At 64.3% G+C, this 22,805-nt stretch carries 17 protein-coding genes; 11 read left to right on the top strand and 6 right to left on the bottom strand.

The genetic code is table 11. From position 1 onward, the window contains the following. Nucleotides 1-75 precede the first annotated feature (75 nt). Together pabB and ACV7GQ_RS20120 are read left to right on the top strand one after the other, a co-directional pair. A complete protein-coding gene (pabB, locus tag ACV7GQ_RS20125) occupies nt 76-1,581 on the top strand; it encodes an aminodeoxychorismate synthase, component I (protein WP_470313459.1) in 1,506 nt (501 codons plus the stop codon). Then, nucleotides 1,578-2,150, top strand: a complete 573-nt coding sequence (locus ACV7GQ_RS20120) for an anthranilate synthase component II (RefSeq protein ID WP_470313458.1) — start codon at nt 1,578-1,580, stop codon at nt 2,148-2,150. Before pabB ends, ACV7GQ_RS20120 begins: the two co-directional genes overlap by 4 nt. A 16-nt stretch (nt 2,151-2,166) precedes the next feature. Here the strand turns inward: ACV7GQ_RS20120 and ACV7GQ_RS20115 are convergent, their stop codons facing one another. From ACV7GQ_RS20115 to ACV7GQ_RS20105, 3 genes are all read right to left on the bottom strand, one after another. After that, nucleotides 2,167-4,020 (bottom strand): BCCT family transporter, encoded by a 1,854-nt coding sequence (locus ACV7GQ_RS20115; RefSeq protein WP_470313457.1) that lies wholly within the window; start codon nt 4,018-4,020, stop codon nt 2,167-2,169. Nucleotides 4,021-4,113: 93 nt separating this feature from the next. Beyond that, nucleotides 4,114-4,635, bottom strand: coding sequence for a spore germination YkwD domain-containing protein (locus tag ACV7GQ_RS20110; RefSeq protein WP_470313456.1), 522 nt, complete (start codon nt 4,633-4,635; stop codon nt 4,114-4,116). A 28-nt stretch (nt 4,636-4,663) separates the two neighbouring features. Continuing rightward, nucleotides 4,664-5,926, bottom strand: a complete 1,263-nt coding sequence (locus tag ACV7GQ_RS20105) for a potassium channel family protein (RefSeq protein WP_470313455.1) — start codon at nt 5,924-5,926, stop codon at nt 4,664-4,666. A gap of 182 nt (nt 5,927-6,108) precedes the next feature. Between ACV7GQ_RS20105 and ACV7GQ_RS20100 the strand changes: the two genes are divergently transcribed. Both ACV7GQ_RS20100 and ACV7GQ_RS20095 read left to right on the top strand, forming a co-directional pair. Then, nucleotides 6,109-6,519 (top strand): EamA family transporter, encoded by a 411-nt coding sequence (locus ACV7GQ_RS20100; RefSeq protein WP_470313454.1) that lies wholly within the window; start codon nt 6,109-6,111, stop codon nt 6,517-6,519. A 96-nt stretch (nt 6,520-6,615) separates the two neighbouring features. Beyond that, nucleotides 6,616-6,996: a Rid family detoxifying hydrolase gene (locus tag ACV7GQ_RS20095; RefSeq protein ID WP_470313453.1), complete on the top strand. Its 381-nt coding sequence runs from the start codon at nt 6,616-6,618 to the stop codon at nt 6,994-6,996. A gap of 27 nt (nt 6,997-7,023) precedes the next feature. Here the strand turns inward: ACV7GQ_RS20095 and ACV7GQ_RS20090 are convergent, their stop codons facing one another. Further along, the gene (locus tag ACV7GQ_RS20090; RefSeq protein ID WP_220619934.1) at nt 7,024-7,296 is read right to left on the bottom strand and encodes a DUF8113 family protein; all 273 of its coding nucleotides are present in this window, start codon (nt 7,294-7,296) and stop codon (nt 7,024-7,026) included. 180 nt (nt 7,297-7,476) lie between these two features. Between ACV7GQ_RS20090 and ACV7GQ_RS20085 the strand changes: the two genes are divergently transcribed. From ACV7GQ_RS20085 to ACV7GQ_RS20055, 7 genes are all read left to right on the top strand, one after another. Beyond that, nucleotides 7,477-9,000 (top strand): NADH-ubiquinone oxidoreductase-F iron-sulfur binding region domain-containing protein, encoded by a 1,524-nt coding sequence (locus ACV7GQ_RS20085; protein WP_470313452.1) that lies wholly within the window; start codon nt 7,477-7,479, stop codon nt 8,998-9,000. Then, nucleotides 8,997-12,284, top strand: a complete 3,288-nt coding sequence (fdhF, locus tag ACV7GQ_RS20080; RefSeq protein WP_470313451.1) for a formate dehydrogenase subunit alpha — start codon at nt 8,997-8,999, stop codon at nt 12,282-12,284. The genes ACV7GQ_RS20085 and fdhF overlap by 4 nt, the downstream gene beginning before the upstream one ends. Nucleotides 12,285-12,448: 164 nt before the next feature. Next, nucleotides 12,449-13,090, top strand: coding sequence for a GTP cyclohydrolase I (folE, locus tag ACV7GQ_RS20075; RefSeq protein WP_470313450.1), 642 nt, complete (start codon nt 12,449-12,451; stop codon nt 13,088-13,090). A gap of 390 nt (nt 13,091-13,480) precedes the next feature. Continuing rightward, nucleotides 13,481-16,015 (top strand): GcvT family protein, encoded by a 2,535-nt coding sequence (locus ACV7GQ_RS20070; protein ID WP_470313449.1) that lies wholly within the window; start codon nt 13,481-13,483, stop codon nt 16,013-16,015. 41 nt (nt 16,016-16,056) lie between these two features. Next, a complete protein-coding gene (locus tag ACV7GQ_RS20065) occupies nt 16,057-16,830 on the top strand; it encodes an electron transfer flavoprotein subunit beta/FixA family protein (RefSeq protein ID WP_470313448.1) in 774 nt (257 codons plus the stop codon). A 1-nt stretch (nt 16,831) separates the two neighbouring features. Then, nucleotides 16,832-17,800 (top strand): electron transfer flavoprotein subunit alpha/FixB family protein, encoded by a 969-nt coding sequence (locus tag ACV7GQ_RS20060; protein ID WP_470313447.1) that lies wholly within the window; start codon nt 16,832-16,834, stop codon nt 17,798-17,800. A 155-nt stretch (nt 17,801-17,955) separates the two neighbouring features. Beyond that, the gene (locus ACV7GQ_RS20055) at nt 17,956-18,549 is read left to right on the top strand and encodes a cyclodeaminase/cyclohydrolase family protein (protein ID WP_470313446.1); all 594 of its coding nucleotides are present in this window, start codon (nt 17,956-17,958) and stop codon (nt 18,547-18,549) included. Between the two features lie 7 nt (nt 18,550-18,556). Here ACV7GQ_RS20055 and ACV7GQ_RS20050 read toward each other — a convergent pair whose 3' ends face one another. After that, the gene (locus ACV7GQ_RS20050) at nt 18,557-20,728 is read right to left on the bottom strand and encodes a (Fe-S)-binding protein (RefSeq protein ID WP_470313445.1); all 2,172 of its coding nucleotides are present in this window, start codon (nt 20,726-20,728) and stop codon (nt 18,557-18,559) included. 262 nt (nt 20,729-20,990) lie between these two features. Continuing rightward, a complete protein-coding gene (locus tag ACV7GQ_RS20045; protein ID WP_470313444.1) occupies nt 20,991-22,718 on the bottom strand; it encodes a formate--tetrahydrofolate ligase in 1,728 nt (575 codons plus the stop codon). Nucleotides 22,719-22,805 lie beyond the last annotated feature (87 nt).

Genomic DNA, 22,805 nt, shown 5'->3' with positions numbered 1-22,805 from the left:
GTCGGGTCCAATAGTTGGTGTTACACAACCACACCGAGGGCTGCATATCGGCCCTCGCGGAGGCCCTAGTACCAGATGAGTGATATACGAACCGTCACTGAACGAGCAACGTTCGTCGAGACTGCCGCGTCGGCACCCCCGGGTGCCCGCGTCCCAGTCGAAGTACGCATCACCGTCGCCGACCCGTTCGAAGCATATCGGCGTGCTCGTTCGGGGGAGAACGGCATCTATCTGGAGACCACAGGTGGGCAATCAGGGTGGGGATACTTCGCCGTCGACCCGGTCGAACACGTGGAAGTCGGCTCCGAGGCGACAGCCGAGGGCGATACCAGTCCCAGTATCGAGGCCATCGATACCGTCCTGGACCGCGAGACCCTCGTCCGGGGCGAGTGTGACGTGCCCTATCCGTGTGGTGCCTTCGGATGGCTCTCCTACGACGTGGCTCGCGAACTCGAAGATATTCCCGAGACGACTGCCGCGGACGGCCTTCCGCGCCTCCAACTCGGCGTCTTCGACTGCGTCGTCGCGTGGGAGGAGCCACACGACGGGGACGTAACCCTCCGGGTAACTGCGTGTCCGGTGGTCGAGGACGACGCCGAAGACGCCTACGATGCCGGGCTCGAACGGGCGACGGCTGTCGCAGAATCCGCCCTCGACGGCGACCGGCACGTCCAGTCCCCTCCTACGGCGAGCCAGCAGGCCACATTCGAAAGCGAGTGCGGCGAAGCGGCCTACGCAGAACGAGTCAGGCAGATCAAACAGTACGTCCGCGACGGCGACACCTTCCAGACGAACGTCTCCCATCGATTGACAGCACCGGCGGCGGTCCACCCTGTCGAGACTTTCGACGCCGTCCGGCGGGTGAACCCTGCGCCGTACTCGGGTCTACTGGAGTTCCCTGGTGTGGACCTCGTCAGCGCCAGTCCCGAACTCCTCTTGGACGTCGACGGCGACCGACTGCTGACCGAACCTATCGCGGGCACGCGCCCCCGGGGTGACACGCCCGAGGAAGACGACGAGCTGGAGCGTGACCTCACGACAGACGAGAAGGAGCGGGCCGAACACGCGATGCTCGTCGACCTGGAGCGGAACGACCTCGGCAAGGTCAGCGAGTACGGCAGCGTCGACGTCGCCGAGTACCGGCGCGTCGACCGCTATTCGGAGGTGATGCACCTCGTCTCGCTGGTGGAGGGCCGACGTCGCGACGACGTGAGCATCGCCGACGCCGTCGCGGCCGTCTTCCCTGGTGGCACTATCACTGGCGCGCCAAAGCCACGTACGATGGAGATTATCGACGAGGTCGAGACGACTCGTCGCGGGCCCTACACGGGGAGCATTGGTGTTTTCGGTTTCGACGACCAAGCGACCCTCAACATCACGATCCGCACACTGGTCCGCCACGAGGGCGAGTATCGCCTGCGGGTCGGTGGTGGCGTCGTTCACGACTCGGTACCGGCCAAGGAGTACCAGGAGACTCTGGACAAAGCCCGAGCGCTCGTCAACGCCGTGGACGAAGCGCTCGGTGAACAGGGGTCGTTCGCCGTAGAGTCGACTGCGGACCCGATGGAGGGGGTCCGATGATACTCATCATCGACAACTACGACTCCTTCGCGTACAACCTCGTCCAGTACGTCGGCGAGTTCGACGACGTGGAGGTCAGGCGCAACGACGACGTCGACGTCGCGGACATCCGTTCTCTCGATCCGGACGGTATCGTCGTCTCGCCCGGTCCGGGGACGCCGGCCGATGCGGGCGTCTCTATCGACGTGTTCGCGCAGACCACCTATCCGGCGCTGGGGGTCTGTCTCGGCCATCAGGCACTTTGTGCGGCCCATGGGTCGCCGGTCGGCCACGCTCCCGAAGTGGTTCATGGCAAACCCTCCGAGGTGAAACACGACCACACGGATCTCTACGAGGGCGTCGACGACCCATTCGAGGTGGGTCGCTACCACTCGTTGGCCGTTGAAGACGATGACCTCCCCGACGAACTCGTCGAGACGGCTCACACAGACGACGAGGAACGCATCGTGATGGGGGTCCAGCACGTCGATCGCCCGCACATGGGCGTGCAGTTCCATCCCGAGAGCATCCTCACCGACGCTGGGAAGCAGATCGTCGAGAACTTCTGTACGAACGTCGCCCGCGTCTGAGCGACTCTCCGCCCGTTCACTCCTCGTCTGGCGGTTCGACGTCGTGATGTGTCTGCACCGTCGGCAGTCTCCCCAGCCACCGTCTGATAACCGACGTATGTCCCCGTTCGTGCCGGTACCAGGTCAACGTCAGCCCACCCACCGCGACCACGGAGATGACCGCGAACGGCCCACCGGTGAGCACGGCGAGTGCCTGTAACGTCCCCGCGCCGCCGACGAGTAGAACCGCCGTGGCTACCGCGCCCTGGAATACGCCCCAGAAGACGACGCTACCCGTCGACGGGACCTGTCCACGCCGCGTCGAGAGTAAGGAGACGACCAGCGTCGACGTATCAGCCGACGTCGTCATGAAGACGACGATGAGCGCCAGAAAGAGGAACGAGAGGAGGCGACCGAGTGGTAGTGACGCGAACAGCGCGAAGCCGGCGACGGCCTCGGAGGCGCTACTGCTGGCAATCGCTCCGAGGACGTCGGCCCGCCCGGCCTGTTGGACGAACAGGGACGTGCCACCCAACAGGAGAAACCAGAGCATGGACGCGGCCGCGGTTGCGACGACACTTGTAAAGACGACGGTCCTGACACGCCTGCCTCTCGAGAGGGCGGCGATGAAGAGGCCCGCGAACGGCGCCCAAGAGAACCACCACGACCAGTTCCAAACGGTCCAATTGGCGACCCACTCCCCACCGGAGTACAGACTGAGTGGCACGAAGTGAACGACGTATCGGCCGAGTGCCTGTCCACCGTGTTCGACGACGAACGAACGCGGGCCGACCCCGACGAGCAACAGTGAGAACAGACCGAAGAGGACGACGTTCACGACGGCGATGCGGCGGATACCACGGTGGATTCCCGTGACCGCCGAGAGGACGAAGATGACGGTCAAGCCACCGACGAACAACAATGGGCCGGTCGGACCGACGCCGACCTCCCACTGAAACGAGATGCCCGCCAGGAACTGCTGGCTTACCAACGCTACGGACGTCGCGATGCCGCCGATGGTGGCGAACACGGCCAGCGTGTCGACGAGCCGACTCCAAAGCGAGTCCAACCCGTCGACGCCGAGGAACGGGGCCAGAATCGTCGAGACGCGGAGCGGCGCACCCCGCTCGAACACGAAGTACGCGATAGGGACGCCGATCACAACGTAGGCACTCCAGGCCGAGATGCCCCAGTGAAACAAGCTATACACCAGTGCGTCCCCGACCGCAGCCGTCGATTGGGGCGTGGCGCCGAAGTACGGCGGTGGCTCGCCGTAGTGAAAGAGTGCCTCGGCCGGCCCCCAGAACACCAGTCCCGCCGCGATACCGGCGGTGAACACGAGCGTGAAGTACGTCGGATAGGTGTACGTAGGTTCCGTCTCAGTCGGGCCCAACTTGATGTCGCCCCAGGGTCCGAGCAACAGAACGAGACAGTAACAGACGGCGAGGAAGACGGCAAGAAGGAACAGCGGTCCCCCGGCCTGCAACACCGTGCCCGTGGCGCCGTCCACAGCAGCCGACGTCCGACTCGGAGCGACGACCTGTAGACCGAAAAAAAGGGCGAAGACGACGACGGGCAGTCCAATCGTCAACGGGTCCTGTCCAGCAACGAACGTCTGGATTGCGGTTCGTACCTTCGTCTGTCTGACTTTCAGCAGATATCTGTCCGCCGATTGGACGTCGTCAGAGCGGTGAGGTAACACAGCGAGATACCCCAGCCCAGAACTGAAAAACACGAGCGAGAGTGCGAGCCAGGCCGCACCGCTGACCGCCTCACCGACGAAGGCCGGAAAAAAGAACCCCGAGAGGACGATAGCCCCCGAGACGACACACAGTGGTGCGAGGACGCCTGCGACGACTCGCTGGACGCTGCCGTCCGCTGACGTGGCCATACGGCTACATTCGGTATCGAACCCGTATAGTAGTACCGTAGCCACCACTTCGGTCCTGACCACACGACCCGATTCAAGCCCGGGCTCGGACCGTCAGGTATCAACCTGCTCACAGGACCGGAACACCGCGTACACCCGGCCGTCGTCGATAGCGATGCCGATTCCCGACCGGAACTGTGCGGACGGTCGATAGAGGACCTCTCGTTCGGGTGACTCGTCCAACTCGTCAACGAGGGCGTTCGCTGTTGCGGCCGTGTCGTTCGAACGTTCGACGCTCGCTGGAACTTGCGCACAGAACAGACGCGTGTTCGCGAGCGGTCTCTCGGTGGGCTCCGTCCCGTTCGAACCGATGTCGTCGACGAGCGTATCGGTCGTGTCCTGTGCGATACCGCGGACGAACCGATCCGACGGCATCGGTGAGAGGTCCCGTGCGGCCCGCCGTTCGTTGATCTCCGTCCACATCGCCGCACGGGTGTCTTCTTCCGTCTGATTGGTAGTGTCCGCCGGGAGCAACTCACCCTGTGACAGTTCGACGCCACCGTACATGAGTGTGAAGACGACGACGAAAATCGTCCCGATAGTCAACAGGCCGACCCCCTCCCGTTGTGCTACCATTACTCATACTTGCGGCCGTACGGGTAAATCAGTTTCCGGTGTCGCCGCTGCCCCGCTTCTTCGACCCTTCAGTGTCGACGCCCCCGTTCTCCGACAGCGTGGCTGACTCGCCCAGTACCGACTGACCGAGCAAACGGCCGCCGATGGTTCTTGGATTGATGACCTCGTCGGCACCGACCGAGTCGAACTTGTCGACGTGTTTCTCCTCTGTCGCGGCCGCGACGACCCGCACGTCCGGTGCGACGTTCTTCGCGGCGATGACGGCGAGGACGTCCTTTGCGTCGTCGTTGCTGCCGACTACGACTCCGCGTGCTGTGTCGACGGACGCGTCCAGCAGGACTCCTTCGTCTGTCGGGTCCTCTGTGAGGACACTCACGTCGTCCGACGTGATGGCGGCGGCCGTATCGGCGTCGTCGGTCACGACGACGACCTCAGTCTCCGGCGCCAGTTCGTTCAACAGCGATGCTGTCACGTCGCCGTACCCGAGCACCACCACGTGGTCCTCGAAGAGTGTGAGTTCTGCGGCAGTCATGATTCCGAACGCTGTTGCCATCCGCGATTCGATGAGGGGGCCGACGAGAGCCCCCACTGCGACGGTGAATGCACCCGTCCCAAACAGGATAATCGAGAGGGAGAACCATCGCGCTTGGACCGTCGCCGGCGTGATGTCTCCGTATCCAACTGTCGCGATAGTCACGATGACGTAGTACACCGCATCGCTCCAGGTGTCGAGTTCGAGGAACTGGTTTCTGAGAGCGTAGGCGCCGACGACCCCGTAGAGGCCCACACCGACCATCGCGGCCAATGCCGCTATCTGTAACGGGGAGAGGTCGACTGACTGGTCGAATGCATCCCTGTTCCATACCAGCGACGGTACGGTGAGGACGACGAGTACCAAGAGCGGCACGTCTGTCGTCTGGAGCGTCGCAAGCGGGAGGAGTGCCAGGGCCGGCAGCACGAGCAGCGAAACGCGCCACGCGAGTCGCTTCCGGCGCTGTAACCCGACCGTGACCAGTCCGAGGACGAAGGCGAAGAGGACGCCTGCGAACTGCGTAAACCCGTCTGGGACCGTCAATATCGCGGTGAGCGGTCCGTCGACGGCAAGCGCCGGCTGGCTGAGATTCGACATCCCAGTCACGAACGCGAGGAGGGTGGTGACGCCGGTCAACACCACGGTGGGTTTGGCCCCGGAGAACTGTTCCCACTCGACGAACGGCACCCGCTCTGTCGGATAGAACACTTCCTCGAGTGCTGGTTCTCCGGGGTCGTCCGACACGTCAACCACTGTCATGGTATAGAGTGGCTCTGTATAAAAATACTCGCGCAGTTCCGTTCGTGTTCTGCTGGCAAGGGACTCAATATCCCCGGGGAAGAACTACCGTTGATGCATCGAATGGCGTGTGTGACTCGCTTGCAGTTTCGGACCGATATGTTCGAGAGAGACTTTGCGGCTTCTCTGTGGGGTGACTCCCGATGAACTCAGCTGTCCTGTTCGGTTTCGGGACAATGATCGCGTGGGGGTTCTGGATTGTCCTCGGTAACGTGGCCTCGAACAGTATCGACCCAGTGATGGCGGCGTTCCTCTCTTACGCGACCGCGGCTGTCGTCACCGGCGTCTACGTCGTCACCGCAGACGTGTCGCTCGCGGTCACGAACCGAGGATTGGTGTACTCTGGGGCAGCGGGAATCGCGGCTGCAATCGGCGTCGTTTCGACATTCATCGGCGTCTCAATTGGCTCTACGGCGGTCGTTTCGACTATCGGTGGGATGTACTTCGTGACGGCGGCGGTCATCAGTACCGTCGCGTTGGGTGAACCGGTATCGGTCCAGAAAGTCGCGGGCATCGGGCTCGCGTTGACCGCCATCGTCGTCATCAACCAGTAGTCGTTCGCCCACTCAACAGTTCGTCTCACTGACGTGCTGTGCTGACAGCCACCCGCTCGACCGGGATTTATGAAACGGGCCCGGCAACGACCGTTCATGAAGCGCACAATCAGCACCGACGATGCGCCGGCGGCGGTCGGCGCGTACAGTCAGGCGACGACTAACGGCGACATCCTCATCACGGCGGGTCAACTCCCACTGACGACGGACGGCGAACTGCTGGACGACGAATCCGTCGCGGACCAGACACGCCAGTGCATGGAGAACGTCGAGGCGATCCTCGAATCGGAGGGCCTCTCGCTCGACGACCTGCTCAAGACGACGGTGTTCCTGGACGATATCGACGATTTCGATGCGTTCAACGAGGCCTACAGCGAGTTCTTCGACGAGGACCCTCCGGCGCGGAGCGCTGTCGGCGCCGGAGCCGTGCCGAAGGGTGCTGCCGTGGAGATAGAGGCTATCGCCACGACAGAGTGATCACCACGTAGGACCCTGCTCGCACCGCTAGCGCAATTCCATGTTCTCTGCGCGCTCTGCGGCAAGGTCGGTTATCTCCGCGACGCTGCTGTCCGAACGGTCCGCGAGGACGCGCACCAGCATGCCGAGTTGGACTGCGGCAGCTTCGCGGAGTTCCTCGGCTGATTCCGTGTCGTTGCCGAAGTAGTACTCGTGTCGACCATCCTCGTGGACGAGGCCGGCGTAGACCGAGTGCAGGTCGTCCTCCGTGATGGCCGCCGCGGCATCCGTCTTGACCGTCTCGAATTGCGGATTGGTCATCACCAGTGTCACCGCGACAGAGCCCCCTAATCGCTTCGGTCGGACAGGCCCTGTAGTTCCGACCGTCGACGTATCGGCGGACGAACTCGTTGTGTCATCTGCCACTCTCTCCGGGTCGGCGGCGGACGACTGCCGGCCCGCGTGTGGGATTTTTATCCCTCCGGCCCGACGTGCGAGTCAATGACACGAGGCACAGGTGCCGTCGGCCGCTCACCTCTCGTCCGGGTCTCGACAGACGTCCGGACGGACGCGGGAGAGGCGGTCGTAACTGCGGCACAGGAGGCCGCCGATTCGGTCCCGGTCGTCAGAACCGGGTCCACCGGTATCACAGAGTACGACCCGCTGCTCATGCTGACGAGGGCGGGACAGACAGTATTCCTGAACGACCCGGCGCCGTCGCTCGTTCGCGAACTTGTCGAGACACTCGAGGACGGGACCCTCCCGACCGACGAGGCTACGAGCGTGGTCGAGCACGACCCCGAGACGCAGACGCTCCCGACGCCTGCATCGGGACCGCTTTCAGTCGGCCGGCGAACCGTCCTCGGCTCGTGTGGCTGGGCGGATCCACTCGCACCGGGTGATTGGTCGTTCGTCTCCGCCGGCAGCACGGCCGAGGCGGCGACCGATTCCGGCATCCTCGGGCGTGGTCGCGGCGATGCAGCCGCCGACGACCCTGTGGCGGACGTCTGGGAGACGACACGTGAGGCAGACGGTGAACCGGTGGTCGTCGTCAATGCGAACGACGCGAGCGACCTACCGGGGCCAGACGAAACGCTTCTCGACGCGGCCCCGTTCGCCGTCCTCGACGGGCTGGCAGCTGTGGCCCAGTACGTCGGTGCGGAGGACGCCGTCCTCTATCTGAACGAAGCTGAGACTCGACTCCAACGGCATCTGCAGCGGGCCGTCGACGCTGCTTCAGAGGAGCTGCCCGTCGTCCCACAACTGGTGGCTGGACCCGACGAGTATCGCGCCGGTGAACCCACTGCGGCACTCGAAGCCCTGGAGGGTGCCGACCGAATCGAACCCCGCCTACAGCCACCGAGCCCGGCTGAACGCGGCCTCTACGGTCGGCCGACGGTGATTCACACCCCCCGGACTGTCGCGCAGATCAGACAAGCCATCCGGGCCCCCGAACAGATCGACGCGGACGCTGCAGATCCCGGTACTCGTCTCGTCACGGTCACCGGCGACGTAGCTGCCAGGGCGACCGTCGAACTGGGGTCGGACGGGAGTCTGGATACTGCTCGTGAGGCCGTCGAGATGGGCGGCACGTTCAAGATGGCCTGTGTCGGTGGCGTCCTCGGGGGCATCACCCGTGACCTCGACGTCGCCCCGACCGCACAGTCCCTGCGGGCCGCCGGTCTCGGCACCGATGGTGTCGTCGAACTGCTCGCCGACGACCGGTGTGCGCTCGCAACCGTAGGTGAGCGAGCACGGTTCGCTGCCACCGAGAACAGCGGCCGTTGTGTCCCCGGGCGTGAAGGGACGACACAGCTCGCCGAACTCTTGCGTGATGTGTACGATGGGTCGTTCGAGACGGACAAACTACGCGAACTGGGGCGAGTGATGCGCCGAACCAGTAACTGCCAGATCGGTGCCCACGCGCCCCGTCCAGTGACGACGGCGCTTGAGGAGTTCGAACCGGAGTTTCGCGCGCACACCGACGGCCGCTGTCCGGCCGGCACTTGCACGGAGCAACTATGAGCACAGACGACGCACTTCCCGGCGTTCCCGACCTCACGAACCCGCAGTCGGAGACGCCGGTCACGGCCGAGTTCGAGACTGGCACCGCCAACGACCCCGATGTTGGGACCACCGGCGACGCACCGACTACCGTCACCGTCGACGGCGAACCCATCACTGTCCCGCCCGGTTCAACGCTCGTCGACGCCATGGAAGCGGCGAGTGGCGTCTCCGTCGACCCCGGCGCCGACGGCCTCGAAGATGCCGACGTCCCCGCGCTCTGTTACTACGACCGCGAGGGCGACTGCAGCGACGAGGTCGGCCCTCGTAGCGAGTGCCGCACGTGTATGGTCGAGACGGACGACCACGGCCTCGTCCCCTCGTGTTCGTTCCCTGCAGAGGACGGACTCGAGGTGCGAACCGACACACCCGATGCCGAGGAGGCCCGGAGCGTCAACCTCGACCTGGTGCTCTCGAATCACAATCTCCGGTGTACGACCTGCAACGGCAACGGGCGGTGTGAACTGCAAGACGCCGCCATCAGCGAGGGTGTCGACCACCCGCGGTACGGTGTCTTCGACGAACGAGACGAGTACGAACCCATCGACGACACGTCCTCGTTCATCCAGATAGACCGCAACAAATGCATCCTCTGTAACCGATGTGTCGACGCCTGTAACGACGTCCAGGTCGAGGGGGTCCTCCGTATCGAGGGTCACGGTGAAGACACCCGCATCGGCTTCCAATCCGACGCCGAGACCATGGGCGACTCGGAATGTGTCTCCTGTGGGCACTGCGCCACGGTGTGTCCGACTGGCTCGCTCACGGAGAAGGGTATCGGTGGGGCCGCGACGCTCCCGCTTCCGGGGTTCACGCAACGCAACTCAGTGGGGAAGGTCATCGAACACGAGGACGTCGAGACCATCGACGACACGACCGCACCGAACCGCACCTTCGGGGCCGCCGAACCGCTCGACGGCGACAAAAAAGGACTGGCGAAGTTCGTCTCGAAGGCCAAGCGCAACGCCGGCGACCTCGCCAAGCAGTTCGGTAACGAGGCGTTCCTCGCCGCCGAACACACGGCCGAGAGCATCGCCGCGAACACGCTTCCCGAGGGCCGTCTGTTCGACGTCGCCAGCATGGTGAGCAAGTACCGCCTCGGCAAGATAGACAAACAGGAGACGACCTGTGGGTTCTGTGCGGTCGGCTGTCGGTTCGAGATGTGGGGGAAAGACGGGGACTCGCTGGGCGTCGTGCCCGTCGACGACCCGGACACTGCACCGGCCAACAACTTCTCGACCTGTGTGAAGGGGAAGTTCGGCCACGAGTTCGCCAACAGTCAAAAGCGCGTGACCGAACCGATGGTTCGAAACGACGACGGCGAGTTCGAGGCCGTCGAGTGGGAGGAGGCGTTAGACCACGTCGCCGACCGCCTCACGCAGATACAGGACGAGCACGGTATCGACGCGCTCGGCTGTCTCGCCTCCTCGAAGGGAAGCAACGAGGAGGCCTACCTCGTCCAGAAGTTCGCGCGGCAGGTGCTCGGGACGAAAAATATCGACAACTGCGCGCGCCTGTGTCATTCCTCGACCGTGGCCGCCCTCCAGCAGACCGTCGGCTACGGGGCGATGACCAACCGCATCAACGAGGATATCGGCGAAGCTGACGCCTACCTCCTCAGTGGGTCCAATACCACGGAATCGCACCCGGTACTGGCGACGCGAATCAAGCAGAACGTCCGCGACGGCGCCGACCTCGTCGTGTTCGACCCGCGGAAAGTCGGTATCGCCGAACACGCCGACCAGTACACCCGGACCAATCCGGGCTACGACGTGGCGTGGCTCAACGGCCTGATGCGCTACATCATCGAGAACGACCTGCAGGACACGGAGTTCATCGAGCGAAACACGAAGAACTTCGAGGACCTGAAAGAGAAGGTACAGGCGTTCACGCCGGAGAAAGTCGAGGAGCTGGCCGGCGTTCCGCCCGAAGAGCTCGCCTCGGCCGCCGAGACGCTGGCCGAGGCCGACACGGTCGTCTTCGGGTGGGCGATGGGGATGACTCAGCAGTCCCACGGTACCGAGAACCTCCTGGCGATGGCCGACCTCGCGCTGTTACTGGGCCAACTCGGCAAGCCCGGTGCGGGTCTGTCGCCGTTCCGGGGCCAGAACAACGTGCAGGGTGGCGGCGGTGACATGGGTACGCTCCCGGGGAGTCTCCCGGGGTACCAGGACCCCGCCGACGACGACGTGGGCGAGAAGTTCGCCGAGGTGTGGGGCGAGCGACCGCCGGCGGAGCCTGGGCTGAAAGTGCCCGAAATGCTGGCCGAAGCCCACGAGGGGAACCTCCGTGGGATGTACGTCGTCGGGGAGAACCCGGCGCTGTCCGAACCCGATATCCAGCACGCCGCCGAGGCTCTAGAGGACCTGGAGTTCCTCGTCGTGCAGGACATCTTCATGACCGAAACCGCGGAGTACGCCGACGTGATTCTGCCGGCCGCGACGTCGCCCGAGAAACACGGCACGTTCACGAACACGGAGCGGCGCATCCAGCGCGTGCGCCCGACGGCCGAGCCGCCGGGCCAGGCCCGTCAGGACTGGGAGATCACGCAGGCGCTCGCCAATCGGCTGGGCTACGAGTGGGACTACGACCACCCGCGCGAGGTGATGGACGAGATCAACTCGCTGGCACCGATATACGGCGGGGTCACGTACGAACGGCTGGAATCGGGCGAGGAACACGGGCTGCAGTGGCCCTGCTGGGACGAGGACCACCCGGGGACGCCGTACCTCTACGACTACGAGGAAGGGAACTTCAACCACGACGACGGGAAGGCCAGATTCGTCCCCGCGGACGGTGGCCATCCCGGCGAGGTGCCGGACGAGGAGTTCCCGCTGACGCTGACGTCCGGGCGCGTGTTGTACCACTGGCACACGGGCCAGATTACGCGGCGCGTCGAGGGGTTGATGAGCCACGTCGGTGAGAGCTTCGTGGAGATTCACCCTGAGACGGCCGAGCAGTTGGGCGTCGAAGACGAGGAGTACGTCCGGGTGGAGTCCCGCCGTGGGTCCATCGTCGTGAAAGCGCAGGTCACCGACCGGGTGGGGCCGGGGACGCTGTTCATCCCGATGCACTTCGCCGCCGGCGCGGTGAACAAGCTCACCGGGGAGACGTTCGACCCTACTGCAGGGATTCCGGAGTACAAGGTGTCCAGCGTCCGTCTCGAACCGCTCGGTCCGGATACGGACGAGGCTGTCCTCCGGACCCCCGACGCCGGAGCGGGGAGCGTGGCTGGCGACGACTGAGCTCTTCGACCGAATTTCACGAAACTCCAGATATACGGTTCGTGGTAGTTCAGTCCTTTTGAGATGATTTTCACACCACTAATGGTGTTAGGAAATCCGGATACACGCTGTCTTCACTCGGGCCGACAGTAGATTTATACGCTGGATTCCGTTTGTCCGACGTAATGGATTCGCAGGAACAGCAGGCCGACTTCCAGTACGACACTGGCGGCGAGACGACCGGTCCGATGACCGGATTCGACGAAGAGAAGGCCCGTGAGGGCACACGACTCCTCCTGGAGGCGGTCGGGCGGAACCCCGACGAGGCGGGTATCTACGATACGTGGAACCGCCGTGTCCCGGAGATGCTGCGGACGCTCACCGAAGGGACGCGACACGAGGAGAAACCGGTCATGCGAACGTTCGAGGCGGAGACGGACAGTCTGGTGGTCAAGACCGGTATCCCACTCCACAGCATGTGTGAACACCACATGCTGCCCTTCGACGGCGTCGCTCACGTCGCCTACCGGCCCGGTGAGGAGATAGTTGGCCTCTCAAAGCTCATTCGCTACGTCCGGTGGCAATCGAGACAGTTGACCACGCAAGAGGCGCTGACCAGAGACATCGCGACGGGGCTCGCCGAGGAACTGGGTGCCCGCGGTGTGGCCGTCGAAGTAACGGCGACGCACATGTGTGAAGTCATGCGCGGTGTCGAAACGTCGACAGAGACGACGACGAGGGAACAGGCAGGGACGTTCCACGACCCCGACTGTGAGCAGTTTCGCGAAGCCATACGACGCCACGGCACCACTTCGGACGGCCACTGAACCGGTAGGCAGGGGTGATTCCCCAACTTCACACCCAGGTTACAGGTTAAGTTGAGGTTCGCCCGGAGCAACAGGGGGCGACCACACGCACACCCACGACCTTTTCGTCGTTCAACACAGCCGTTCCACTCCAGATATCGGCCAAGAGACCGTTCAAAGACTAATCTGGGAACTAAGACACGACGTCACCGAAGACAGCCCGTTTACCGGTTTTCCGGGGAGAATCGCCTTTCAATGTTTAAAGGCCCGTAGAACGGTGGTGCCTGATTCACCCCCCCGACATTCCTCGTTCGAAACGGAACGCATGATGAGGAGAGCTACCACACCGCGAGCCGTTGTTGCGGATCGGTTGTTCAGCGATTTGCGGGACAAACCAGAGGTGAGTCGTCGATGAGTTCGAACGAAGTCCCATCTGAGGCCGAGACGGTGATAATCGGTGGGGGCATCGTCGGCAACAGCCTCGCGTACCATCTCACGCGGATGGGGAGAGACGACATCGTCGTCGTGGATAAGGGACCACTTCCCGATCCGGGGGGTTCGACCGGCCACGCTTCGAACTTCCTGATGCCGGTCGAGCATTCCAAGGAGATGACCCATCTCACACAGCGGAGCATCGAGCAGTACAAGGACATGGACACGTTCACCAACAGCGGCGGTATCGAGGTCGTACGCACCGCCGAGCGCGTCGAGGAGCTGAAACGACGCGTCCAGTCGGCGAAGGCGTGGGGTGAACCGGCCGAACTACTGACCCCGTCCGAGGTCGAGGAGATGGTCCCGTACGTGAACACCGACCTCGTCGAGGCGGGCTTCTACAGCCCCGGCGCCGGGACCTGCGACCCGCTCCGTGCTGGCGAAGTGATGCGGGCCCGTGCCGACGAGTACTCCGACGGCGGCCTGACCGTCTCGCCGAACACGGAAGTGTTGGACCTCCACGTCGAGAACGGGGCGATACAGGCCGTCGAGACCGACCGGGGCACCGTCGCCGCAGACGAAGTCGTCATCGCAGCGGGACTCTGGAGTCCGAAAATCGCCGAGATGGCCGGCGTCGACATCCCACTGACGCCGGCGGTCCATCAGATGGTCAGCGTCGGCCCAATCTCCTTCTTCGAGGACTACGACGGCGAGATATCGTTCCCGGTCGTCCGCGACATGGACACCCAGATGTACGAGCGACAGCACGGCAACGACCTCGAAGTCGGGTCCTACCAGCATCGACCGATACTCTGGGATGTCGAGGACGTGCCGTCTATCGAGGAAGCGCCGCTGTCCCCGACGCAACCGCCGCTGACTGACGACGCCTTCGAGCAGTCGATGCAGGACGCGCTGGAGATCGTGCCCGACCTGCTTGACGACCCGGAGGCCGGCATCCGACACGAAATCGACGGGTTGCTCTCGCAGACCCCTGACGGTGGGCCACTCCTCGGTCCGTTGCAGGACGTCGACGGCCTGTGGTCGTGTGCGGCGATATGGATAAAGGAGGCCCCGGCCATCGGCGAGGCGGTCGCCCAGTGGATGACGCGCGGGTGGTCGGACGTCGACCTCCACGGCGCGGACGTCAACCGCTTCTACGAGTACGGCACGTCCCGCTCGTTCGTCAAAGACCGGGCCAGCGAGGGCTTCCAGAAGATCTACGACATCGTCCACCCGGCCGAACAGTACCAGTCCGCACGCGAGATTCGGACCAGTCCGTTCTACGAGCGACAGCAGGACCTCGACGCGCGGTTCTTCGAAGCCGCCGGCTGGGAACGGCCGCAGTGGTACGAGTCCAACAGCGACCTGTTGGAGCGGTACGAGGACGAACTGGACGGCCTCCGACGGCCCAACGAGTGGGACGCTCGGTGGTGGTCGCCCATTATCCTCGCCGAGCACCTCCACACGCGGGACCACGTGTCCATGATCGGGGACATGGGGTTCAGCATCTTCGACTTCCACGGGTCCGACGTCGTCGACTACCTCGAACGGATGGCCGTCGGTCGCGTCGACGTCGACGTCGGCAAGACCGTCTACACGCCGATACTCGCCGAGAACGGCGGATTCGTCTCGGACCTCACCATCGCCAGACTCGGTCCGGAACACTACAGAGTCGTGACCGGCGGGGCCGCGGGTGGCTCCGACCGGGCGTGGTTCGACGGCCACATCCCTGACGACGCCGACGTCACGCTGGTCGACCGCTCGGAGTCGCTGTGTACGCTCGGCGTCTGGGGCCCGAACGCTCGAGACCTCGTCGACAGCGTCGCAGAGGAGGACATGTCCCACGAGGCCTTCGAGCCCTACACCGCACAGTCGGTCACCATCGGCGAAGTCGACGCGTGGGCGATGCGACTCTCCTACATCGGCGAACAGGGCTGGGAGATCTACGCCCCGATGGGACAGGGCCGACGGCTCTGGGACGTGCTCTGGGAGGCCGGTCAGGAACACGACGTCCGCCCGGCAGGGATGGGCGTCTACGGCACGACCGGTCGCATGGAGAAGGGTTACCGGCTGTTCGGTCACGAACTGGAACTGGAGTACGACCCCGCCGAAGCGGGACTGACCTTCCACGGCGTCAAGGACGCGGACTTCATCGGCAAGGAGGCCTACGCGGAGGCACTCGACCGGGAGAACACGGCCACGCTGTGTACGCTCTCGGTCGACGACCACGCTCCGGATGACGGTGAGCGGAGGTTCATGCTCGGGAACGAACCGGTGCTTGACGAGGAGGGGAACGTCCTCGTCGACGACGACGGACGTCGGTCGTACGTGACCAGCGCCGGCACCGGGCCCACCGTCGGGAAACACCTCCTGATGGCGTACCTGCCACAGTCGTACGCCGAGGAGGGGAACAGCCTACAGGTAGAGTACATGGGGCAAGAGTACCCGGTGACGGTCGAAGTCGTCGGGAGTCGACCGCTGTTCGACCCGGAGAACGAGCGAATCAGGAGCTGAAACGGTATGGTAGAACTATTCGACAACGGAGGAGCTACGACATGGACACGCTAGCGTGCATCAAACGAGTCCCGGATACGGGTGCAAAGATAACGCTGACCGACGACGACCAGCACATCGACGCCAGCAACCTCGGGTTCACCATATCACCACACGAGGAGTGTGCCATCGAGGCGGCGATTCAACAGGCAGAGGCCCACGAAGGCACCGCGACGGTACTCTCGCTCGGTCCGCCGGACGCGGAGGAACAACTCCGGACTGGGCTGGCGATGACCGCAGACGACGCCGTTCTCCTCGAGACCGACGGCGAAGAGTGGCGACCACGTGAGACGGCGGCCGCGATAGCCGACGCCGTGCGGGACGACGCGGACGGTGACCTCGGCTTCGACCTCCTGCTGTTCGGTGACGAGTCGGCCGACGCCGGGAACCATCAGGTCGGCGTGCGTGTCGCCGAGACGCTCGACGTCCCGTTCGTCGGGGGCGTCTCGCACCTCGACGTCGACGACGGCACGGTCGTCGCGAAGCGCGACGTAAGCGGTGGCATGGAGGTGTACGAACTGGACCTCCCGGCGGCCGTAAGCGTGAGAGAAGGTGTGAACGAGCCCCGCTACGCCTCGATGCGCGCGAAGATGCAGGCACGCAAGCAGTCGATTCGGCGCCGAGAACCGTCGTCCGGCGACTTCGACGGCGGTATCGAGAAACTCCGACTCGAGGCCCCGGATACCGGAGAGGGAGCCGCGGAGGTACTCGGCGAGGGCGTCGACGCAGTCCCGGCCATCGTCGACCTCCTCGAAAACGAACTGGAGGTGACCTGAGATGATACTCGCGTTCGTCGAACACACCGGCGGGACCCCGACGGAAGCGTCGCTCGAAACGCTCACGCTGGCCCGCGAACTAGCGGCCGACACGGCATCCCGACTCGACGCCGTCGTCTTCGGTGCCGAAGGAGCGGCCACTGCCGACCGTCTCGGCACCTACGGCGTCGAGACGGTCCACCTTGCCGACGACGAGCGGTTGGACACGTATGCACCCGAGGCGTGGGCCGAGAGCGTCGGCCAGCTCGTCGACACCGTCGACCCGGAGGCCGTCGTGGCTCCGGGGACCGACCGCGGACAGGAGGTGTTGGCCCACCTCGGAGCGAAGCACGACCTCCCCGTAGTCGCGAACTGTACCGACGTCGAGGCCGGAGAGACGTACGAACTGGCCCGACAGCGGTGGGGCGGGAGCCTCGTGGAGCACGCCGTACTGGACGGCGAGACGAAACTGCTGACGGCCGCAGAACACGAGTTCTCGCCGTCCGAGGCCGACACCGTCGCCGACACGACCGTGGAGCCGTTCACCCCCGAACTCGACGGTTCGGACTTCCGCGTCAGCGTCGACAGGGTCGAGGAGTCCGAGACGAGCGGCGTGGCTCTGGGCGAGGCCCGGGTCGTCGTCGGCGGCGGCCGAGGCGTCGGCGGGCCGGAGGACTACGACATACTGGAGACGCTAGCGGACCACCTCGGCGGTACGGTCGGCGCGTCGCGGGCCGCCGTCAACGAGGGCTGGCGACCGCACGACGACCAGATCGGCCAGACCGGCGCGAAGATCAGCCCTGACCTCTACGTCGCCTGTGGCATCAGCGGCGCGGTCCAGCACATGGTCGGCTGCAAGGGGGCCGACAACGTTCTGGCAATCAACACGGACCCGGAAGCCGCAATCATGCAGAAAGGCGACTACGCCGTCGTCGGTGACCTCCACGAGGTCGTGCCCGAACTGAACGCGGCGCTTGGCGGGGAGCACTGACATCGGGCCCCGCCCGAACACTTTCAGCGTAACAGTTAGGACTGGGCGCCATGAAAATCGCCTGTGCATTGCTACTGGACCGCAGGGCGTCTATATCCGGATAGCACTCGTCGGTCGCTCTCCGCGGCGCATCGACCGACTCACGGAGGGCGTCCATGACCCTCGCCGACCGGACCATCGGGGAGTTCCTCGACAGCATCGCCTCGGAGACAGTGACGCCGAGCGGCGGTGCTGCTGCCGGCCTCGGCGGTGCGGTGGGTGCGGCGCTCTGTGAGATGGTCTGTATACACACCCTCGGGACGGACGACCACGCTGCCGTCGCCGACGAGATGGCCGACCTTCGGGAGAGCCTCGCCACGAGTCGGAGTCGGTTACTCGAACTCGCCGACGACGACTTACAGGCGGTCGAGCGAGTGCAGGCGGCGTTCGAGTCGGAGGACTCCGACCGAATACAGACGGCTGCGAAACAGTCGACGACAGTCCCGCTAGAGACTGCCGAGACCTGTCTCGACGTTCTGAACGACGCGGAGAGGGTGACGGCGAAAGGGACGCCCGTCGCCCTCCCCGATGCCGTCGCGGGCGCACTGTTCGCACACGCGGCGCTCGAAGCCTCCGTGTCTACCGTCCACGCGAACCTCGGGACGATAGAGGACCCGGAGTTCGTCGCGGAGATGGAACGGCGGTCGGCGGAGATAGAGGCGGCCGCCGAGGAGGCGCTGTCACAGGTACGAGCGAACAGAGACTGGTGAGGGTTGGCTACCCGTCCGCGGGTTGTGCGACGGCTGGCGTCTCGGTTGCGGATCGCTGTTGGACCGCCTCGACGAGCAGCTCGGCCACGTCGACGACTTCGATGTCGTCCTCGTAGCCGCCGGTCTTCCGGCCGTCCTCGTACATCGTCAGGCACATCGGGCACGCGACGACGAACTTCTCGACGTCGGCAGCGGCCTCGGTGTCCTGCAGCGCCTCGCGAAGGCGCTCCTCACTGGGCTTCGGCTCGTCGTCGAAATCGAGCCAGAGCCCGCCGCCACCACCGCCACAGCAGAACGAGTCGTCGCGGTTGCGCGGCATCTCGACGAGTTCGCACCCCGTCGCCTCGATGAGGTCACGTGGCGCTTCGTACTCGTCGTTGTACCGGCCGAGGTGACACGGGTCGTGGTACGTCACAGTGTAGTCGAGTTCGTCGCCGGAGAGAGCGAGTGCGCCCGACTCGACCAGCTCCTCGACGACCTGTGTCCAGTGGTATACCGGTGCACCGTCCCACGAGCCGTCGACGTCGACAGCCATCATCGGGTCGTCTGCGAACTTCTCGAAGTCGACCTCTGGATACTCGTTCTGGAAGGTGTTGAACGAGTGCGGGTCGGTACAGACTATCTTGTCGAACTCGCAGTCCGCGAACGTCTCGACGTGGTGACCGGCCTGTTGGAGAAAGAGGAACTCTTCCCCGACCCGACGGATGTCGTTCCCGTCGTACTGCTCGTCCTCGTAGAGGATGCCGTACTCGACGTCGGCCCGCTCGAAGAGCGTCGCCAGCGACCTAGCCACTCTCTTGTTCCGCTCGTCGTAACTCGGGTAGTCGCCGACGTACCAGAGATACTCGACCTCCGTCTCGCGGGCGTCGTCGATGTCGAACGTCAGCTCCTCCGTCCACGAGGCGCGTTCACGCTGCGGGTTGCCGAGGGTGTTGCCCTCGCGCATCACGTTCTGGAATGTGTCTTGCAGGTTCGGGTCGACGTTACCCTCGTCGACCAGTTGGCGGTTCAGCCGCGTGAACGACTTCAGATGCTCGACGTCGACGGGACAGGCGTCCATACAGGCCATGCAGGCCATGCACGACTCCATCGTCCTGGCGTCGACGACGCTCTCTTTCCCGTCGGCGACGATGGGGACCGCTTCCGCACCCGCCTCACGTGCTTCGCGGTACTGCTTCAGGTCCAGCACGACGTTGCGTGGGTCGAGGTCACGGCTCGAAGCGTTCGCGGGACAGACCGAGGAGCACCGGCCACACTTCGTACAGGCGTCCTGGTCGAGGAGCTCCCGCCACGAGAAATCGGTTATCGACTCCGCGTTCGTCGCCTCGATGTCCGCTGGAATGCCGGGAAGCCGTCTGCCAGCGTCCTCGTCGCGTGTGACGACGGTGGCGAAAGATGCGAGCATATGGAACGGTTTTCCCATGGGAATCGCCGCGACGAAGGCTAGCGCGAGCAGCGAATGGGCCCACCAGACGGCCGGATAGACCGTCGCCGCGGCGTCCGAGGTCACGCCCACCTGTTCGAGAGCCACGGCGACACCCCACCCGACGAAACTGACCGTCTCGAACGGTGGGAACGACTGCCCGAGGATGCGAACACCCTCGGTGAGGTAGCCGCCGACGCCAAGTCCGAACAGCGCCCAGACGAACGCTCCGTCCTCGAGTCCGGTGTGGCGGTCCCAGAGCCGTTCGGTACGAATACCGTATCTTCGATAGATAGCGACGCCCAGACCGACGACGAACAGGAGCCCCATCGCGTCGACGACGAGCGAGTACGAGAGGTAGAACTGTCCGGTAAAGAAGGAATCTCCGGTCAACGGGCGGTAGAGGTCCATGTCGATGCCGAGAATCGTCGTCGCTACGAGGAGCGTCAAGAACCCCCACATAATCAGCGCATGCATCAATCCGGCGACGACGTCTCCGTCGAACAGCGACCGATTCGAGAGCGTCGTCTTCGCGGCGGTGACGACGCGGTGGGGCAGTTCGTCGAGCCGCGGGAACGATTCCGGTCGACCCGCCCTGTACTGCTGGAGGCGCTGGTAGCTCCCGACGAGAAAGACGCCGACGGCGAGGGCAGCGAGATAGTAGAACAGCACTTTTCCTATCGGCCCGATGCGCCAGAACGTTGGTCGGGTCACTTCGGCTCCCGACTGGAGTAGTAATCCAGCTAACGGTGTCATGGTCTGCTCTCCGAGTTCGAGACGCGGTGCTCTCCCCGCGACCGACACGGATTGATTCCACTCAGTCGTGGAAGAACCCCCCTCCACTATTCTCTGGACAATTAAAGGACGGTCCAGAAGCGTGCCGGGCAGTGTTTTTCCGGGTCCGATTCGGCGCACGACTCCGACTCCCTCGCACGCTGAACTGAGCGGGTGAGCCACCCTACCGGCAGTGAAAACACGTCTCGGGACAGACAAGAGCTGAAGCGGCGGACCGTGCCTCTCAGAACAGACCGGAGATGTTACCGTCCTCGTCGATGTCCATGTCGGCGGCGGCCGGTCGCTGGGGGAGTCCCGGCATCGTCAGCGCGTCGGCGGTCAGTGCGACGATGAAGCCCGCACCGGCCGACGGGTACACCTCGCTAATCTCCAGTTCCCAGCCCTCCGGAGCGCCCTTCTTGCTGGCGTCGTCGCTGAAGGAGTGGAACGTCTTGGACATGCACACCGGCACGTCGTCGAAGCCGAGGTCCTGCATGCGGTCGATGTCGTCCAGTGCGCCCCCGGTGAACTTCACACCGTCGGCTCCGTAGATCTCGGTGGCGACGGTCTCTATCTTCTCCTTGATGGGGGCCTCCTCGTCGTAGAGGTACTCGAACTCGTCCTCGTCGCTCTCCTCGACGGCGTCGATGACGTGGTTGCCGAGGTCTTCGCCACCCTCGCTGCCCTTCTCGAACACTTCGGATTCAGCGACTCTGACCCCGAGGTCCTCCTCACAGTGGTCGATGACGGCCTGCACCTCTTCTTCGGTGTCGTCCGGGAAGCGGTTGAGAGCGACGACGACCGGGACGCCGAACTTCTGGAGGTTCGAGACGTGCTTGTCGAGGTTCTCGAAGCCGGCCTCGACCGCGTCGACGCCGGACTCGTCGATCTCGTCGAAGTCGACCGGCCACTGGTCCAGCCCGTGGTACTGCAGCGCCCGGACCGACGACACGAGGACGACGGCGTTTGGGGTCATGTCGCCCAACCGGCAGACGATGTTCATGAACTTCTCGGCGCCGAGGTCCGACCCGAAGCCGGCCTCTGTGACGAGGTAGTCGCCCATGCCGAAGGCGGCCTTGTCGGCGATGAGCGAGTTCGTCCCGTGGGCGATGTTCGCGAACGGACCCCCGTGGACGAACGCGGGCGTTCCCTCGATAGTCTGGACGACGTTGGGCTTGATCGCGTCGCGCAGGAGCATCGTGACCGGCCCCGTCGCCTCGATGTCGTCGACGGTGATGGTCTCGCCGTCTTCGCCGTAGGCGACGATGATACGCGAGATGCGCTCCTTGAGGTCTTCGAGGTCCGACGCCAGACAGAGGACAGCCATCAACTCGGAGGCCGCCGTCAGCTTGAAGCCGTCCTCACGCGGAGTACCACCGCTCTCGCCGCCGAGGCCGACCACCGTCTCACGAAGCGCGCGGTCGTTCATGTCCAGTGCGCGCTTCCACGCGACGTCGTTGACGTTGATGTCGAGGTCGTTGCCCTGCGAGAGGCGCGCGTCGAGCATCGCCGCGATGAGGTTGTGTGCCGCCGTCAGTGCGTGCAGGTCACCGGTGAAGTGGAGATTGATGTCCTCCATCGGGAGCACCTGTGAACGGCCACCACCTGCTGCGCCACCTTTGACGCCGAACACGGGCCCGAGCGACGGCTCTCGGATGGCAATCATCGCGTCCTCGCCCAGATGGTTGAGGGTCTGGCCCAGACCGACTGTGGTGACGGTCTTACCCTCGCCTTTCGGCGTCGGCGTCATGCCCGTCACCAGTACCAGATTCTCTTCCTTGTTCTCGGCGTTCTCACGGAGGCGGTCTATGGCGTGGTGTTTGACCTTCGCGGTGTACTCTCCGAAGTATTGGAGGTCGTCGAGACCGAGACCCCACGGTTCTACGAGCTCCCAGATCGGCTCCATGTCGGTCGCCTGTGCGATATCGTAGTCCGTTGGAATCGGGTCCTGTGGGTCGTCGTCTAAAGACATCTCACCCGCACCTTCCCCGCACCACCGTAATAATGTTAGTGTAGCTGACAAGTGGGGGATAGGATGTGTTCGTAGCTACGTTTCTCG

The sequence above is a fragment of the Haloarcula sp. MBLA0163 genome (assembly GCF_055632435.1).
Note: the sequence above shows the minus strand (reverse complement) of the source record. Positions and strands in the feature narration are given on the sequence as shown.

What these genes read in the sequence shown, in the direction of transcription:
- ACV7GQ_RS20055 (WP_470313446.1), top strand. Translation starts at nt 17,956, where the DNA reads ATGACCCTCGCCGACCGGACCATCGGGGAGTTCCTCGACAGCATCGCC.
- ACV7GQ_RS20070 (WP_470313449.1), top strand. Translation starts at nt 13,481, where the DNA reads ATGAGTTCGAACGAAGTCCCATCTGAGGCCGAGACGGTGATAATCGGT.
- ACV7GQ_RS20050 (WP_470313445.1), bottom strand. Translation starts at nt 20,728, where the DNA reads ATGACACCGTTAGCTGGATTACTACTCCAGTCGGGAGCCGAAGTGACC.
- ACV7GQ_RS20120 (WP_470313458.1), top strand. Translation starts at nt 1,578, where the DNA reads ATGATACTCATCATCGACAACTACGACTCCTTCGCGTACAACCTCGTC.
- ACV7GQ_RS20105 (WP_470313455.1), bottom strand. Translation starts at nt 5,926, where the DNA reads ATGACAGTGGTTGACGTGTCGGACGACCCCGGAGAACCAGCACTCGAG.
- ACV7GQ_RS20095 (WP_470313453.1), top strand. Translation starts at nt 6,616, where the DNA reads ATGAAGCGCACAATCAGCACCGACGATGCGCCGGCGGCGGTCGGCGCG.
- ACV7GQ_RS20100 (WP_470313454.1), top strand. Translation starts at nt 6,109, where the DNA reads ATGAACTCAGCTGTCCTGTTCGGTTTCGGGACAATGATCGCGTGGGGG.
- ACV7GQ_RS20065 (WP_470313448.1), top strand. Translation starts at nt 16,057, where the DNA reads ATGGACACGCTAGCGTGCATCAAACGAGTCCCGGATACGGGTGCAAAG.
- folE (WP_470313450.1), top strand. Translation starts at nt 12,449, where the DNA reads ATGGATTCGCAGGAACAGCAGGCCGACTTCCAGTACGACACTGGCGGC.
- ACV7GQ_RS20045 (WP_470313444.1), bottom strand. Translation starts at nt 22,718, where the DNA reads ATGTCTTTAGACGACGACCCACAGGACCCGATTCCAACGGACTACGAT.
- ACV7GQ_RS20085 (WP_470313452.1), top strand. Translation starts at nt 7,477, where the DNA reads ATGACACGAGGCACAGGTGCCGTCGGCCGCTCACCTCTCGTCCGGGTC.
- ACV7GQ_RS20060 (WP_470313447.1), top strand. Translation starts at nt 16,832, where the DNA reads ATGATACTCGCGTTCGTCGAACACACCGGCGGGACCCCGACGGAAGCG.
- ACV7GQ_RS20110 (WP_470313456.1), bottom strand. Translation starts at nt 4,635, where the DNA reads ATGGTAGCACAACGGGAGGGGGTCGGCCTGTTGACTATCGGGACGATT.
- ACV7GQ_RS20090 (WP_220619934.1), bottom strand. Translation starts at nt 7,296, where the DNA reads ATGACCAATCCGCAATTCGAGACGGTCAAGACGGATGCCGCGGCGGCC.
- ACV7GQ_RS20115 (WP_470313457.1), bottom strand. Translation starts at nt 4,020, where the DNA reads ATGGCCACGTCAGCGGACGGCAGCGTCCAGCGAGTCGTCGCAGGCGTC.
- pabB (WP_470313459.1), top strand. Translation starts at nt 76, where the DNA reads ATGAGTGATATACGAACCGTCACTGAACGAGCAACGTTCGTCGAGACT.
- fdhF (WP_470313451.1), top strand. Translation starts at nt 8,997, where the DNA reads ATGAGCACAGACGACGCACTTCCCGGCGTTCCCGACCTCACGAACCCG.